The sequence below is a fragment of the Paenilisteria portnoyi genome (assembly GCF_014322795.1).
GTDB classification, from domain to species: Bacteria; Bacillota; Bacilli; order Lactobacillales; family Listeriaceae; genus Listeria_A; species Listeria_A portnoyi.
Genome location: NZ_JAASTT010000025.1, coordinates 1 through 16,586, shown reverse-complemented (window position 1 = coordinate 16,586; position 16,586 = coordinate 1). Strand labels below are relative to the sequence as shown.

At 44.3% G+C, this 16,586-nt stretch carries 17 protein-coding genes; 2 read left to right on the top strand and 15 right to left on the bottom strand.

Going from position 1 to position 16,586, the window contains the following annotated elements:
- Positions 1–62 precede the first annotated feature (62 nt).
- The 7 genes from HCJ66_RS14250 to allC form a co-directional block, all read right to left on the bottom strand.
- On the bottom strand, positions 63–1,331 hold the full coding sequence (locus HCJ66_RS14250) for a YlbE family protein (protein ID WP_187133743.1): 1,269 nt from the start codon (positions 1,329–1,331) through the stop codon (positions 63–65).
- A 21-nt stretch (positions 1,332–1,352) separates the two neighbouring features.
- Positions 1,353–3,125 (bottom strand): acyl-CoA synthetase FdrA, encoded by a 1,773-nt coding sequence (fdrA, locus tag HCJ66_RS14245; protein WP_187133742.1) that lies wholly within the window; start codon positions 3,123–3,125, stop codon positions 1,353–1,355.
- A gap of 15 nt (positions 3,126–3,140) precedes the next feature.
- On the bottom strand, positions 3,141–4,190 hold the full coding sequence (gene allD, locus HCJ66_RS14240) for an ureidoglycolate dehydrogenase (protein WP_187133741.1): 1,050 nt from the start codon (positions 4,188–4,190) through the stop codon (positions 3,141–3,143).
- 15 nt (positions 4,191–4,205) lie between these two features.
- The gene (gene allD, locus HCJ66_RS14235; RefSeq protein WP_187133774.1) at positions 4,206–5,261 is read right to left on the bottom strand and encodes an ureidoglycolate dehydrogenase; all 1,056 of its coding nucleotides are present in this window, start codon (positions 5,259–5,261) and stop codon (positions 4,206–4,208) included.
- Positions 5,262–5,296: 35 nt separating this feature from the next.
- On the bottom strand, positions 5,297–6,085 hold the full coding sequence (gene allE / locus HCJ66_RS14230; protein WP_187133740.1) for a (S)-ureidoglycine aminohydrolase: 789 nt from the start codon (positions 6,083–6,085) through the stop codon (positions 5,297–5,299).
- A 69-nt stretch (positions 6,086–6,154) separates the two neighbouring features.
- Entirely contained in the window at positions 6,155–7,393 is a 1,239-nt protein-coding gene (locus HCJ66_RS14225) for an MFS transporter (RefSeq protein WP_187133739.1), read from the bottom strand.
- Between the two features lie 18 nt (positions 7,394–7,411).
- Positions 7,412–8,641: an allantoate deiminase gene (gene allC / locus HCJ66_RS14220; protein WP_187133773.1), complete on the bottom strand. Its 1,230-nt coding sequence runs from the start codon at positions 8,639–8,641 to the stop codon at positions 7,412–7,414.
- 252 nt (positions 8,642–8,893) lie between these two features.
- On the opposite strand from allC, the gene HCJ66_RS14215 reads away from it, so the two are divergent.
- Positions 8,894–9,739 (top strand): alpha/beta hydrolase, encoded by an 846-nt coding sequence (locus HCJ66_RS14215; RefSeq protein ID WP_187133738.1) that lies wholly within the window; start codon positions 8,894–8,896, stop codon positions 9,737–9,739.
- A gap of 55 nt (positions 9,740–9,794) precedes the next feature.
- On the opposite strand, the gene HCJ66_RS14210 is transcribed toward HCJ66_RS14215, so the two are convergent.
- Both HCJ66_RS14210 and HCJ66_RS14205 read right to left on the bottom strand, forming a co-directional pair.
- Positions 9,795–10,214 carry a universal stress protein gene (locus HCJ66_RS14210; RefSeq protein ID WP_187133737.1) on the bottom strand — a complete coding sequence of 140 codons (420 nt, stop codon included), beginning with the start codon at positions 10,212–10,214 and terminating at the stop codon, positions 9,795–9,797.
- Between the two features lie 13 nt (positions 10,215–10,227).
- A complete protein-coding gene (locus tag HCJ66_RS14205) occupies positions 10,228–11,427 on the bottom strand; it encodes an MFS transporter (protein WP_187133736.1) in 1,200 nt (399 codons plus the stop codon).
- 150 nt (positions 11,428–11,577) lie between these two features.
- Here HCJ66_RS14205 and HCJ66_RS14200 point away from each other — a divergent pair, with 150 nt between their 5' ends.
- A complete protein-coding gene (locus tag HCJ66_RS14200; RefSeq protein WP_187133735.1) occupies positions 11,578–12,123 on the top strand; it encodes a PadR family transcriptional regulator in 546 nt (181 codons plus the stop codon).
- Positions 12,124–12,417: 294 nt separating this feature from the next.
- Here the strand turns inward: HCJ66_RS14200 and HCJ66_RS14195 are convergent, their stop codons facing one another.
- From HCJ66_RS14195 to HCJ66_RS16370, 6 genes are all read right to left on the bottom strand, one after another.
- On the bottom strand, positions 12,418–12,741 hold the full coding sequence (locus HCJ66_RS14195) for an Imm59 family immunity protein (protein ID WP_181676309.1): 324 nt from the start codon (positions 12,739–12,741) through the stop codon (positions 12,418–12,420).
- Position 12,742: 1 nt separating this feature from the next.
- On the bottom strand, positions 12,743–14,251 hold the full coding sequence (locus HCJ66_RS16245; RefSeq protein WP_246438707.1) for a TNT domain-containing protein: 1,509 nt from the start codon (positions 14,249–14,251) through the stop codon (positions 12,743–12,745).
- Positions 14,251–14,541 (bottom strand): hypothetical protein, encoded by a 291-nt coding sequence (locus HCJ66_RS14185; RefSeq protein ID WP_187133734.1) that lies wholly within the window; start codon positions 14,539–14,541, stop codon positions 14,251–14,253. Before HCJ66_RS14185 ends, HCJ66_RS16245 begins: the two co-directional genes overlap by 1 nt.
- A gap of 1 nt (position 14,542) precedes the next feature.
- Positions 14,543–14,761, bottom strand: coding sequence for a hypothetical protein (locus tag HCJ66_RS14180; protein ID WP_187133733.1), 219 nt, complete (start codon positions 14,759–14,761; stop codon positions 14,543–14,545).
- A 107-nt stretch (positions 14,762–14,868) separates the two neighbouring features.
- Positions 14,869–16,257 (bottom strand): branched-chain amino acid transporter BcaP, encoded by a 1,389-nt coding sequence (bcaP, locus tag HCJ66_RS14175; RefSeq protein WP_187133732.1) that lies wholly within the window; start codon positions 16,255–16,257, stop codon positions 14,869–14,871.
- A gap of 70 nt (positions 16,258–16,327) precedes the next feature.
- Positions 16,328–16,462, bottom strand: coding sequence for a hypothetical protein (locus HCJ66_RS16370; RefSeq protein WP_281384434.1), 135 nt, complete (start codon positions 16,460–16,462; stop codon positions 16,328–16,330).
- Between the last annotated feature and the right edge of the window lie 124 nt (positions 16,463–16,586).

Here is a 16,586-nt window from a genome sequence, read left to right as displayed (position 1 = left end):
ATTCGCGACATTTTTAGCCATACGCTGTGCTTCGATAATCAGCATCCTTTTTCACCTCCTATTTATACGGTTAAGCCTAATTTTTCTGCGTAGGCTGTGATTGCTTTTTCAAAACAGGCAACTGGTGGATTTACGGTTCCAGCGCCGATTTGGCCGATTCCTGCTTTTTTATGGGCGATTCCGGTGTTGATGACTGGTGTAATGCCGGTTTCGACCACTTTACGCGCGTCAATGCCGAGACAAATTCCTTGGAAATCCCAAGTTGGAACGGTGAAATTCGGATTTTGGTCGATTACGATTTCAAGCATTTCATTACTTATTTTCAGCGCGTCGCCAAATCCGCCTGTACCGACAAAACGAGTCACGGCTGGTGCTGCGATCATTGCCATGCCGCCAACGCCAAATGTTTCTGTAATTGCGCTGTCCCCGATATCTGGGTTTGCATCTTCGCCGGAATAGCCTGTGAAATAAAGGCCTTGTGGTGTGTTGACGGGAGCTGTAAACCACTCGTCTCCCATGCCGCTGATGCGAATTCCAAAGTTTTCTCCGTTACGACACATCGCCGTTACAATTGTACCTTCTTCAATCATCCGCGCGCCGTCCATCACAGCTTTTGCGGAAGCCATCATGATATTTAGGAAAAATTGGTCAGTGTCTGCTAGGAACTTGATGACTTCTTGACGTTCTTTTTCGTCGATATCTAGACTCACAATAATCGGGCTCACTTCTTTCAAAAATACGAGGGAAGCCGCGATATTACGTTGGTGGAACTCGTCTCCCATCGCGATTGCTTTTGCGACAATAACGTTTAAATTCATACCTTCGTCGAGCGTTTGTAGCGCTTTGCTAAGCACTGGGCCAAGTACGTCACGCATCCAACGCAAACGATTCACAACTTCTTCGGAATAGGCGCCAAAACGTAGCACAGCTCCAATGCCTTCATTCATCGTACAGTAAGCGCGATTGCCGTCTGTGCGATTTTCTACAACAACAACAGGCATATTCGCCGATGTAATACCGCCCATTGGTCCAACTGCGTCCACGTGATGGCACGGAATAAACGTCACATCTCCACGATCAAGCATTGCTCGCGCGTCGTCTTCATTGTCCACCCATTCTTCAAATAATGCGGCACCAACACACGAACCTTGCATCGGGCTCGTCATGTTTTCCCATTTGATTGGTGGGCCCGCGTGAAGTAACACACGCCCTTCGTTTAACTCGGCGATCACAGATTTAGCAGGCACGACGTCCAGTAAAAATGGTGCCGAAGCGACGATTTTGTCCGCCACTGCTCGGTTTGCCTCATCGATTGTCTGGTAATTTGTCATTGTTTTTCCTCCTTCAAAAATTTATTTCACGTCCGCCGTTTCAGCACGGTAACTATTTAGGAATTGTAGTACTTTTTGTAGCTCAGGATTCCCCCCAGCCACTGGGCGCCAGTCAAATTGCACCACGCGTCCACCAGTTTCGGTAATCGCTTCAGCAAAACTTTTTAGTCCAACGTTAATAACACGTGGTTGTTTTGCCAATAAATCTAACATTGCGTCAGATGCTTCTAAAATTGGCGCTTCGACTCCTGCTGCGACTTCTTGAATCGCTTTATCAGCCTCTTCCACCGTACGACCAACGAGCGCGAGTCCCGTTCTAACCGCTTCATTATTGCTGTCTTTCACGATAACACCAGCAGCTTCCAACGTTTGGCGCTGTTCATTGTAGTCTTGCGGATCTTGAAGTGTCCCACAAACCGTTCCAATAACAGCCAATTCGCGTCCGGCCGCTTTTGCTTTGGCGATCACGTCTTTGATTGCTGGCGCGAGTTGCCCCGCCATGTCTTCGTGAGAGCCATAACCAAGTACTACGTCAAGCAAAATAACCGCTGTTTCCGGATCATTCGCCGCATCTTCAATGAACGCAATCCGTTTTTCAGGGTCGATCATTGGATGTGGTTTTCCTTGCGTGTAAATGTCATCCCCAAGATCGATAACCTCATGTCCTTCTGTTTTCAAAATATAACCGTCTTGCTTAATAAGGCCTTCTTTTAACTGTAAGGCGTCCGCAATCAGCATTGCCGCTTCCGATGCTAACGTTCCACCAGAATAGTAACCTTTGATGTGTTTTTGTTCCGGAGTTAGGCCGATTTCAGGTTTCACGATTTTGCTTTCTACAGCCGTCACCGCTTCTCCTTTTGCAAGTGCGATCGCAATGCGCGCCGTTTCTTCGAGCGTGTAAGCATGATATAAATTTGCCTCATGATATGTCGGTTTTTCACCTAGAAAAATTGTCACGGCTGGTTTCGTAATCGTGCGTAATAATGCCAAAACTTTATCGCGAATCGCTTTTGCAGGTGGCTTCGAAATCACGACAATCACGTCTGTGTCTGCTTGCTTTTCAAGTGCTGCGATCGCATCCAACATCGTGATTCCGCCAACTGTTTCAGATAAGTCACGACCACCCGTTCCAATCGCATTCGTTACGCCGCCACCAAGACGGTCAATAATCGTTGAAACTTCTTGAATTCCCGTTCCAGATGCGCCGACAATACCGATGTTTCCAGGCTTCACGACGTTTGTAAACGCCATCGGAACGCCATTCACAATTCCTGTCCCGCAATCTGGTCCCATCACAAGAAGTCCCTTGTCATGCGCTTTCTGCTTCAATCGTAGCTCTTCTTCAATCGGCATATTATCGCTAAAAATAAACGCGTGCAAACCTTCATCCAATGCCCGATCCGCTTCCGCCGCCGCGTATGTACCTGGAATCGAGATCAATGCCATGTTCGCATCCGAATCTAATTTCATCGCCTTGTCCCACGTCCGCGCCGTTTCCGTCGTGTTGCTACTTTCCTTTGTCGCTTGACTTGCTAAAAATGCATCCACTTCCGCCAAAATTTCATCAATTTTAGAAGCATCTTCTGTGTCCACAACAATCGCCATATCGTTCGCCGACGCTGCTTCCAATTCTTCCGTGCGCAAACCCGATGTTCCGAAAATATCTTTATTCGCAGGCGTTCCCATCATAATTGATACTCGGTTTACCCCATCAATCGTCGAAACCTTATTCGTAAGTAGCATCAAAACAACCGAATCCTGATACGCATTTCCCTTAATAATCGTGTGTAACATCGTGCTCACCTCTCCTTATTCCGCAAATTTATTTTTTCCATCATAGTTATCAAAATGAATCGCATCTGAAATCAAATACTCATAAATATCATCCACGATTTCGATGCCCTGTTCCTCGTAAGCCTTCTCACGCAACCGTCCACGCTCCCCAGGATAATAAACCCGATCCACGCCCGGCGCAGGAGCAACAGCCGATACCTCATCCAAAACTTCCGACATATTCGCCTTAAACGCCTCAATATCCGTAAAGAACGCCGGATTAATCACGATATGCAGTTGCCCCAAATCGCGCCCTTTCGAAAGATCCGCGTACATCGAGCTCACATGCTTCCCGAATGGTAGTCCCAACAAAATTCCTGACAACACGTCCACCATCATCATCAAGCCGTACCCTTTTGGCCCAGCGATTGGCAATAATGCGTTGACCTTCGCAGGATCCGTCGTTGGCACCCCGTCCGCGTCTACCGCCCAAGTCGGTGGAATCGATTCCCCACGCGATCTCGCATGAAGCACCTTGCCCCAAGCTTGAACCGTCGTCGCCATGTCAAACGTCAACATTCTCCCATCATCGGTCGGTGCTGCAAACGCAATCGGATTCGTCCCGAAATAATCTTCCGCACCACCAAATGGCACCACCATAGGGTCCGACTGACAAACAGAAAGCGCTACAAAATCACAACTCGCCGCTTGTTCCACAAAATAAGCCAGTGCGCCACTATGCGACATGTTTTTCACGCCCACAACCGCGACACCATTTTTGCCAGCAATCCGGATTGCCTCTTCCATCGCCCGTTTCGCCGCCACGTGCCCAGAACCATTATCCCCGTGGAAAATCCCACTCGTCGGTCCCGTCTGCTCAAACCGAAAATCCGGTCGATTCGTAATACCACCTTTAGCAATCCGCTCCGAATAATACTCGACACGAACCGCACCATGCGAATGAATCCCGCGCGCATCCGCAAACGCCAACACATCAGCAACAATATCGGCATGTTCTTCCGTCAAACCAGCCCGCTCTATTTTTGTTTGAATCAGCTGGTGCAAATCTTCCTTTGAAACTCGCATTCTGTCTACCTCCTTCTAGTCTTGCTCCGCGAATAACCCCGCGTGATCGTACTGATCATAATGAACCGTATCGCTAATCAAATAATCATACACATCTTTCACAATCGGAATTCCTGCATCCGCATAATCCGTTTCTACAATCTCCGCTAACTCGCCTGGATACAGCACTTGACTAAATCCAGGAGCCGCTTTCGTTGCGTGCAATTCATCGACCATTTGTGCAATATTTTGCTTAAACTCCTTCAAAGACGTGAAGAAAGCCGGGTTAATCACGATATGCAATTGCCCCAAGTTACGCCCTTTCGTCAAGTCCGTATACATCGAAGACACCCGTTTTCCGAATGGCAATCCTAGCAAAATTCCCGATAAAATATCGACCATCATCATCAAGCCATATCCTTTTGGTCCTGCAACTGGAAGCAATGCATTCACTTGATGTGGGTCCGTCGTTGGTTCACCATTCGCATCCACAGCCCACGTTGGCGGAATATCTGCACCCTTAGAACGCGCATCTAAAATTTTACCCCATGCTTGAACTGTCGTCGCCATGTCAAAAATAACTGGCTCCCCGTCCATACGAGGTGCTGCAAACGCAATCGGATTTGTTCCAAAATAAGGCTCAGCGCCACCAAACGGCACCACCATCGGGTCCGACTGACAAACAGAAATCGCAACCATATCCTTATCCGCCGCCTGTTTCACAAAGTAAGCGAGCGCACCACTGTGTCCCATTTCATGCACGCCGACAATCCCGACACCCGTTTCCTGCGCCAAACTAATCGCTTCATCCATCGCCTTGCGTGCCGCCACATGTCCGACACCATTATCCGCCTCAAAAACTCCCGAACTCGGTCCCGTTTTGTTAAACCTGAAATTCGGTGCAAGTGTCGTGCCACCTTTAGCAATTCGTTCCGCATAATAATCCACGCGAACCGCACCATGTGAGTGAATACCACGCGCGTCAGCAAATGCAAGCGATTCCGCCACACCATCCGCATGCTCCTCCGAAAGCCCGGCTGCTTCTAATTTTTTTTGAATTAAATCATGTAAATCATGTTTCCTTACTCGAATCATTTGTGGCTCTTTCACACCAATTCCCTACCTTCTCATAATTGTGGATCGCGATTACAGTCTTTCGAATACAAATAACTGAATGCTTCGCCGCGTCCTACCGCATACGTCGCTTGTGGCACATACGCACCCATGAATAAATAATCACCTTTTTTAACTGGCACCCATTCGTTGTCCAAATTATATACACCTTCGCCAGACAACATATACGCGCCATGCTCTTGATAATGCGTTTCAATATAGCCATGACAAGCACCAGGTTCAAAGCTCAAAATGTGGAAATTCATATCAAAACCAAGATCCGCTGGCAATAAGTTTTGCAAAATGACATCTTCCATGCCTTCATACGCAATTTTTTCAAGGTTCGCTACGTTGTCAACGATGATATGCGTTTCGTAACCTTCGACCGCTTCATATTTCTTCTTATAAAGGAACGCCTCACTAGTTGCGCCACCATTATCATTTTCAAATTTCAAAATCACACCTGCTGGGCAATAAATATAGCCACCAGCCTCAAGTGTATGTTTCGCGTCGTCTGCCCAAACCGTGATTTTCCCCTCTAAACAATAGAAGAAAGTCTCCACGCCAGGTGCGCCGAAACCAGCCTTATTTTGGCCGCCATCCAGCAACGTGATAATATAATCAACGAAAGAAGCACCCAATTTCGGCGTTGCTAAAATCGACAATTCACAGTTCTCAAAGCCCGGAATCGAATTATTCACCAAACCATTCGGCGGAATAATCGCGTAGTTGCCACGCTTTATCACCGATCTCGAAGCGAGAATATCACTCACATAACCCGTATTCTTATTTCTGTAACCCATCTTAAAAAACCTCTCTTTTCCAAATTATAATTGGAATCAGCGCTCGAAAACACTGATTCCCTATTCAAATCATGCTATTTTCTTGCTCTTAATATTCGCAATCAAAAATACAATTGCCCCGATAACTAGGATAATCGCCGAAATATAGAAGCCCATTACTTTTGATCCCGTCGAGTCGGAGATAACGCCTGTCAAAAATGGTGCGATAACGGATGAACTCATTCCGAAGAAGTTGAACACACCAAACGATGTTCCGTAGCCTTTTTTCGGTGCGCTATCTGCCACGTAAGAGATTAGAATTGGCTCTACTGCAAGCTTTCCTAGCAAGCCGTATAAGATCAAGCCGACTAGCAAGATGCCTGATGTTGGTGCCAACACTGTAAGCATTAACATTAAAGCCGCAGCAACCGTCAGACTAACGATGAAGCGAACTTTTTTTGTGCTGAATTTATCTGACATTCTACTGAAAAATAATGCCCCTGGAATCGCGGAAAAAGCGACAAGTGCAGCTGAAAATCCAATTGCCACGCCCTCAAATCCACGTTCTTGTTGTAAAAATGATGGCAACCATGTCACGACCATGTAGTACCCGTAACACGTTGCAAAATAAAGGATGTACGACGCAATCATCCGACCTGTAAACAAGTTTTTGATCGGCGCTTTCTCTTTTGGCGCAGCTTTCTCTTTAACCATTGCCGTACGATCTACTTTTGGCGAACTTTTAATGACACTCGCAAAAACAAAGATCATCACAACAATCAAACCAGCGATAATGAAAAGCATGATTTGCCAGTTCATACCGACAGATTTTACAAGTAAACTCGAAGCAATCAAGCCAATACCCATACCGAGCGCAGAACCACTATTGATGATAGCCGTTGACAGACCACGTTTTTCTGGCGGAATATTCTCCGATGACAACGAGTAAGCCGCGCCGTAGTAAGATCCACAACCAAGTCCGGCAAGTAAACTACCAAGATAAATCATTTCTAAGCTTTGCGCAGTACCAATCACAAGTGCTGCGATGGCGAATAGCGAGAAACCAGGAATCAGAACAACTTTCTTCCCAAATTTATCGACTAAAATCCCCGCTGGAATCTGCATCCCCGTGTAAGCAAAAAAGTAAAAACTAGCGATTAAGCCCATTTGCGCATCAGAATGCTGGCCAATCGTTTGCTGAATTTCTGGAAAAATCGGTGTCAAGACACTGCGGTAAATCCAGATAACTACCCAACCTAAACATAAAATAATAATAATTTGCTGCCAATACTGGAGCCCCTTTTTCATCGTTGCCGTTTCATTTTCCATTTTTGATTCACTCCTTGTTTATTTATATGCTAATTCGTATAATGCCTCAGTCAATGCTTTCACACCTTCAACCAAGTCTTCCGTTTTTGTATCCTCTGCCGGGTTGTGGCTAATACCGCCGATACTTGGCACGAAGAACATCGCTGTTGGTACACGTGGTGCAAAAATTTGAGAATCATGACCCGCACCACTATGCATCACGCGGTAATTCAGTCCTTCTTTTTTACAAACGCCTTCTAATACGGACACGATATGTGGATCCATCGGCACTGGCGCTTCGTCCATCCATAAATCAATCGAGATATCGATGCCCATTTCCGCACAAATTGTTTTCATATCTTGCTCAATTTCTGCCGTGAAGCTGTGCAATTCTGCCTCATCCGTATGGCGACAATCCATCGTGAATAGCGTCTCACCAGGAACCACATTCACCGTATTTGGCTTCGGCTCTACTTTTCCGAAAGTAAGCACGAGTGGATCGCCAATTTTTTTCGCTTTATCAATCGATTGCGTCACGATTTTACTAAACGCATAAACCGTGTCTTTCCGATAGCTCATCGGCGTTGTCCCTGCATGATTTGATTCGCCATTTAGCACAATTGTGTAGCGTCGTTGGCCAGCGATACTGTTCACCACCGCAACCGCTTTGCCTTCGTTTTCCAACACTTTACCTTGCTCGATATGAATCTCAACGAACGCCTTAATATCGTCACGCAGCGGCTTCGTTTCATCGCGGAAATCAAAACCAGCGCCACGCATTGCATCCACGAATTTCACACCTTCAAAATCGGCAACATCCGCCATTTCATCCTTATTCGCAAGTCCAAAGAAGTTCTTGCTTCCCCAGAAAACATACGGAAAGCGGCTTCCTTCTTCTTCCGCCATCGAAATAACTTCCAAATTCCGCAGCGGTTGGCCATGTTTTTCCTTCAAATATTTAATCGCCAGGTACGCAGCTAAGACACCGAACTGTCCGTCCAATTTCCCGCCGTTGACCACCGTATCAATATGAGAACCCGACATAATCGTCTCATCCTTGTATGTAGACCCTTCCACGCGACCAAAAAGATTGCCGATATCATCAAAATACGTCGTAAAACCCGCATCGTCCATTTTTTTCTTCACGCCCTGCTGCGCCTCCACCCAATAATCCGAGTAAAGCAACCGCGTCGTTCCCCCAGTTGGATCCGCACCAATCCCTGAAAGCCAAGCCACATTGTCCGCTACATCTTGAAAAATTTTGTCCATCGTTAAAAGTCCACCCTTCATCTGATTTATCCTTCTTGCTCTCTACTCTTTAAAGTGTAAGCGTTTCATGTTCTGATTGCATCGTTTAAAAGCGATAAAAACCTTGTTCGCCTTTTGTTCATTGTGACTAATTGAGGGGGCTAAATTGTTGATAGTGATTATACAGATTTCACACGTCCAATCATAAATCGTTGAGCTCACGGGAAATCTAGTGTATGCTGTCTTTGAACAATAACAAAGGAGATGACCCAATTGCAAACAATTATTTTTGCCGAAAAAAATGGCTTGGCGCTAAAAGGAGATTTCTATCCAAGTCCGCGTCCTGATGCAGCTAAAACGATTATTTATTTTCATGGTGGCGGTCTCATTTGGGGACTTCGCAATGATCTTCCAGAAACGTACCGCAACCTTTTTCTCGAAGCTGGGTATCATTTTTTCGCGGTCGATTATCGGTTGGCGCCAGAAACAAAGCTTCCCGAGATTTACGAAGACGTGCAAGATGCCATTTTCTGGTTTGAAGCCAATGCCCGCGCGGAGTTTGGTGTTGCAAGCGCGTTTATCCTATTTGGGCGTTCCGCTGGCGCTTACCTTGCCCTACAAGCCGCAGCCGATGCGACGCTACCAACTGCCGACGCCGTGTTGTCCTTCTATGGCTATGCCTCACTTGGCGGTTCCTGGTATAAAAATCCGAATCCGCATTATGCCAAACTACCAACGATTCCAACCGATTTAAAAACCGCTTTAACGGGCAAAACGGAACTCGCAGAAGGATTCATCGAAAAGCGCTACGCCTTGTACATATATTGCCGCCAAACTGGGCGGTGGTTGGATGAAGTTTTCGGTCCGCATCAAGATGCCGATATCGATGCATTTTCCCTCGAAGACATGCGCGATTTCAGCTTTTTACCGCCTGTATTCATTGCGCACAGCACAACTGACAAAGACGTGCCGTACACCGAAGCTGAAAAAATAGCACAGACTACTTTCCAAAATGAGCTTTTCACCGTGCAGAATTTAGAACATGATTTTGATGCCAACATCGACGACGGCTTGCCGGCCTATAAACAAGCGTTACGTTTTTTAGAAGCATACAAATAAAAAAGCTAGTAGGAAAATCACGATGGTAATACGTGAGCTTCCTACTAGCTTCTATTTATTTAATCAATAATACTGGACATTCTGCATGCTGGACGATTTTTTTCGCGACGCTACCGATCGTCATTTTCTGAACAATCGACAAATCATGATGCCCCATAACCAGCATATCCAGTCCTACTTCGCCTGCATATTTCGTCACTTCTTTTGCAGGAAAACCGCTCAAGATTGCCGTTTTATAAACCAGTCCTGCCTCACCAAACATCGCGCCTTTTTCCGCAAGCATTTTCTGTGCATCTACCTCTAAACTTTCCGATACATCCACGCCAACTTCCACATCCTCCGCAATCGCTTTGTCATTCACGACATGAATCAGCGTGATTTCTGGCGCCTCTGCAAACTCCTGACACAACGCCACCGTTTTTGTCACGATTTTTTTAGATAGTTGATCGTCTGCAATTAATACTGCTAATTTCATCCTAATCCCTCCATTAATCAAGTGCGCTCAACGCTTTTCTTCCTGCAAGCAAAATAATAATGCCGATCAGTACGGCAAATCCTGCGACATAAAACGTCACGTGCGGGTTGAACCAAACGGCCAAACTTCCAGCCAACCAAGGCGCAATCGCACCACCCGTAAACCGAATAAAGCTGTAAGCCGAGGAAGCCGTCGCACGTTCCACCGGAGAAACGACCATCACCGCCGACGTAATCAATGTATTATTAATCCCTTGGAAAAATCCTGCAATCACGATACAGACGGAAATGACCGTACTATCATTCGCGCCAACTCCCATCACGACTAAGACAATCGCAAAAAATGCCAGCGCGCCAATCATCACCAATTTTGTCCCCCACATTTCTTCCAATCGCGGCGCCACAAAAACTGAGGAAATGGCGAGCATTAGACCCCAGCCGAAGAATACTAATCCAACTTGAATCGCGCTATATCCAACCATCAAAAATGGCGAATACGCGAGCAACGTAAAGAATCCAAAATTATAAAATAGCGCTGTTAAACCTGTGACAAGTAAGCCTTTGTGACGCAAAGCTCGAAGCGAATCCCAGAATTTTGATTTCACTTTTGGCTTTGGTATTGGATCGAGCAACATGATAATCGACACAAATCCAATCGCCATTAAAGTCGCTACACCGAAAAATGGCGCGCGCCACGTGATGCTCCCAAGCAACCCACCAACGAGCGGACCGACTGACATACCAAGTCCCATCGCCGCTTCATACATGATAATCGCTTTTTCCGTCGCGCCCGAACTAACTGCAATAATCGTTGCCAGAGCCGTCGAAATAAAGAGTGCATTCCCGAGTCCCCAACCAGCCCGGAGTCCGACTAATTGCCCAACTGACTGCGATAATCCGCCAAGACCTGCGAAAATAATAATAATGACAAGCCCGATAAGCAATGTCTTTTTAGCTCCGATTCGGCTCGATATAAATCCAGTAAACAGCATCACAATACCCGTTACCAACATATAACTCGTAAATAATAACGATGTTTGTGCCGGCGTCGCATGTAGCTGCTCCGAAATTGATTTTAAGATAGGATCGACAAGTCCGATTCCCATAAAGGCGACCACACATGAAAAAGCTACCGCTAACGCCGATTTAGGCTGGTGCAGCAGGCTTTTCAAAACGCCATCTTCTTTTTTTAATGCAACTTTTCCTTCTACCACGTTTACCACTCCTGTTTGATTATTAACCTGTTTTAAAGTATACTCCTAATTAGACTATCATGTCAATATTGACATGTCTATTTTTACATTAAATTTCAGAATAGGATATGGTATACTAAACGAATAAACGTTGCGTTGGAGGGGTTCGAATTGAATACATTAAGTTACGTTCTGCTATGCATGCTCGCCCGCAAATCCTGCACGGGCTACGAATTAAAACAATATATGGAATTATTCTGGCAAGCGCATCACAGCCAAATCTACACAGTCCTCGGTAAAATGGAAACAGAAGGCTATGTCCGCTTTGAGGCTGATCCTGATACCACGAAGAAAATCTATTCCTTAACAGAAAAAGGCGTGCAGGCCGTCAGCAAATGGGTACTAGAAGAAACCGCCGAGCCAATTAGCCGCGATGAATTCCTAGCCAAAATTTACGTCATCGCGCTAATGGAAAAAAGCACTGTCGCCCAACTTTTCAACGACCGCCGCAGACACTACAAAAAAAGAGCTGCGATTAATAAACCGAAGCTCGAGGAACTGGAAACATTGCAAAATGACCCGACACGAAAAGAAGAATGGCGCAATTCATTTGGCCGCTATTTAATTGTAAAACGCCGTGATGATCTTTGTACGCAGGAACTCGCATGGTGTGACTGGGCTGAGGATTTGTATCATAGTTCGTTCGATAAGATATGAAAAAAGCGATTGAGCGACTAGTTCCAAGTCATTCAATCGCTTTGGGTTTGTCAAGAAAAGTGTGTAATTAAGAAATAGAGTTCCTACTGCCAAGCCTGTAGTGGACTTTCACCACCTAGCATTTGCGCATGCTGGGCGCACGAAAAACTGTGTAAATAATGAACCTAGGATTCATTATTTACACAGTTTATTTTACACTCCCATCGCTTTCATCTGTTAGCCATTATCCTTATAGCTTAACAAATACTTGCTGCTCAATGTTTAAGCTCATATCCTCGGCGGCGCTCCATCCTCCTATTTATCCCATAAAGGTGATGAATACACTGGTCGTTCTCCCTCTTCTACAGATTCTTGGTTTGATAGAACCATTAGTTTTAATAACCTTATAAATTTATTCCTCGCATCCTCAAAATTTTCAAATGAGTACTTGCCCGTAACAGATGCTCTATCTCTTGTTGTGTAGACCTCAAAGCCATCTTGGACACACTCTATTCTAACTTGGTACTCTTGCCTATTAACATCCTCACCAGCAAATATTGAATACCTCATCTGTTCATATCCTAGTAATTTTATATCTTCTTCTAGCAAAGTTCTGTCCTCTATCTTATTGTTTTTCAATTTATTTTACCTCCTTCAATAATCCCAGTTTCTCATACCAGTGAACAGCGGTGCCAAATTTAATTTGTGTGCCACCACCAGCACCAAAAACTTCTGCAACTTTCCCAGCTTGAGGGTTCGCTATATCTTCAAGCGTAAATGCATATTGTTCCATGTCTACATCTAGTTTAGTTTTCAGAGAATCATCAAGTTTATTGTATGCATTTTGTACATTTTTTAAATTAATATTCTCTATCACTTCATATTTATAATACGGTTTCACACTCTCTGGATACGGCAGGCCTCTGGTATCATAATCTAACGGCTTACCGTTTTTCATTGGACTCACAAATGTACCCCCAGAATCTCCGTACCTATCAATAATTTGTCCCGCCTTCAAATCAGCATTTATTGTAATCGCTTTTCCAGCTTTATCAACCATAAATCCGTTTGCTTCTGGCCATTTTATTTCCCCTGACTCATCTAGGTACTTAGGTGAGCGAACAAGGACTCCCCATTTGGATTCATATGCTATTTCACCATTTTCTAAAACGATTTTCTTTGGCGTGAAGGTCTTTAAAACTGCCCTAACTTCCTCATCTAACACATTAACCTCAGAGCTGGCACTGACTTCTTTCACGTTTTTTATCTTGCTGAAATCATTAATTCCTTTCGTAATTCCGAACATACTAGTCAAAAATATAGTAGTGCTGGCCAATCCATAGGCATCGCCCTTTTTATAGGGCTCTAAATAGCTAGATACGATACCGTCCCAAAACATTCCCATTGTTCCTGATGGATCACTTTTTAAATTTTTCATCAACATGGCGATACTTTCAAGTTGTTTCTCCGGATGTTTCAAACTTTCTATCGCCCTTTTTCCAAATCCGAAAATAGAATCTCTCGTCGAAGCACCGATTTGTCGTACTTTATTTCGATCATATTGGCGGTAATCTTCCTCTATTTTAGAGGCGTGTGCGTGATCCATTTCCATGAGCCGTCGCATATCTTGGCTAATCCGATGCATCGCTTCGCCTTCATTTTGCTGTAATTGCGTTAACTTTTGCCTTAAATAGTCATCTAAATCTTCCATCAATCCTTGGTTATGCCGCATGACCCAAAGTTCGTCTGGATCATCTGGTATACGATTGATGCTTGGCTGTGGCACCCTGAATACTTCACTTTTGGCATCATCTAAAGCGTATCCTTGCATTTCAGCCGCCTTTTGAAGGCCACGCGCATCAATTAGCATATCTTGATTGCGATAAGTCGGACTATCAATGTCTTTCAAATCATTCACATAGTTTTCTAAATACGTAAACAGTTTTGTCACCGTTCCTTGTTGCCGAGAAATATCGTCTCGATGAGCGCCAAATTCCATTGTCAACGCTTCGGCTAATTTCCCTTGTTGTTGAGCGATGGCATTTTGTATGTTGACTAATACACGGTCTAACGTTTTTAAGCTGGCTTTCATTTTATGGAGCGATGTCAATACATCTTCCAATTCTCCCATGTTTAGCTTGAAATCCATTAGCCCTCGCCTCCTAGCTTTGCATCCGTTTTGATAAATGCATGTACCGCCAGTTGGCTATCCACAAAAGCCTGTTTTAATTTCGTCAATTGATCCGCTTTTATTTCTGTCACTAATCCCTCTTTCACCTCCATATAACGTGTCATAAAAGCCGGAGAAACTTGCTTATTTAATTTGTCCACGGTGTGTTGAATCTTTGTGGCTTCGGCTTTAAAACCTGATACTGCTTGTTCGCCCTTTTTTAATTGTTTCAAAACCCAAGCTGTGTCTATATCGATTTGTGTTGACATATCATATCTCCCTCCGCAAAGCATTCTCGGTCTGCTCACAGTGAGAAATCATGTCTTTGGCTTCCGCTTTCATTTGATTGAGCCTATGTATCATTTTTTCCTCTGCTTCGTGGTTTTCATCTTGAATCCCGTTTTTTCTACTCCTAATTCCATCTATGATGCTCTCTAAAGTATGTTTTCTAGCAGATATCGCATGCCGAACTTGTTCGTAATGTGGCATAGGATACTTCCTCTCATGTTAGTATCTTCCAAGGAGTATTATAGCAAATCTAAAGAAAACTAAAAAGCCCTAGCATAAGAAAAAACCCTTTTTCAAGGGTTTTCCTACTAAGCGTTCAAATTAGAGTGCCGTTTTCCATAAACAAAGTACACTGCCAATCCAACTACGAACCAGATCGCGAAAGAAATCCAAGTAATTGCAGAAAGATTCAAGATCAAGTACACACACAATAGGAATGATAACGCTGGTACAAATGGATATAATGGTGTTTTGAAACCGGTTGTCGGTAAATCTTTATTTTTACGCAAGAAGAAAATTCCTAGTGAAACCATCGCGAACGCGAACAATGTTCCGATGTTAATTAGTTCCGCCAGTTGCGCCAATGGTACCACACCAGACACAAGGCCCATTGCAATCGCAAAAATAAGTGTGTTCCGAACTGGCGTATTACGTTTTCCTAATTTAGAAAAACTTGCTGGCAACAATCCGTCACGTCCCATTGCGAATAGCAAACGTGTTCCGCCGTAAGACATAACAAGGATAACCGTTGTCATACCAACAATTGCGCCAAGTGATAAGAGACCTGCGAACCAATTTTGTCCAATAGCTTGAAGTGCAAATGCTACAGGAGCACTAATCCCTTCTAAATCAGCGTAAGGTACGATTCCTGTCAAAACACCTGATAGCAAAATGTACAATATCGTACAGATCGCGAGTGAAGAAATAATCCCGATTGGCATATTGCGTTGTGGATTCTTCACTTCCTCCGATGCCGTCGAAACCGCATCGAAACCGATATAAGCAAAGAATACCATCGATGCTCCCGTGATCACACCGCTAAATCCGAACGGCAAGAACGGTGTCCAATTATCCGGTTTTACATAGAAAACACCTACGACAATAAATAGGACAACCACGGCAACCTTGATAAGTACCATGATGTTATTGACACGCGTAGATTCTTTAATTCCTAAACTCAGTAAAATACCAATAACAATGATGATAATGAATGCCAAGAAATCAAAATAAGTACCTTTATCTGGATTGTAAGAACCTGATATGGCTGTTGGAATATGAAGACTAAATCCGGCCAGCAAGCTTTTCACATACGCCGCCCAACCGCTTGCAACAGCTGCCACCGCAAGTCCGTATTCTAGTAGTAGCGACCATCCTAATATCCATGCGATTCCCTCGCCGAACACATGGTAACTATATGTATACGCACTACCCGCAATCGGTAATTTAGAAGCAAATTCCGAATAGCAAAGTGCAGCCAAACAACAAGCTAATCCTGCAATAATAAATGAAATAATGATTCCTGGTCCTGCAGTAACTGATGCAATTTGTCCTGGTAAAATAAATATACCTGCCCCAACCACAGCCCCAACGCCTAGCATCGTTAAATCAAATGCTCCGAGCGTCTTGTTCAAATGATGCTCTCCACTCGTTTCCAAATGAAATTTCTTTTTTCTGAAAAATGAATTAGTGTTTTTCATCAAACTCCTCCGTTCCTATACACGATTTTAGCATAATTTTCGGACTACTTCAACCTTAGTTGGTAGAAAATTACCCAACTAATTCCTCTAATGCGCAATCAAACGCCTCCCGAGCTGCGACGGTTTCTTCCAGTTCTCGATATTTCTGCAAAATCACCACGATAGAATCAAATACAGCTACATCATTCAACGCGATTCCTGTCAAATAAAGTACAGCACGAACCCTAACAATATGGATTAACTTCTCACTTTGTTCGTCCTTATATTGGTACTGTAAGTCACTTCGTTTAGTGCATGGATTAACTTCTCACTTCGTTCGTCCTTATATT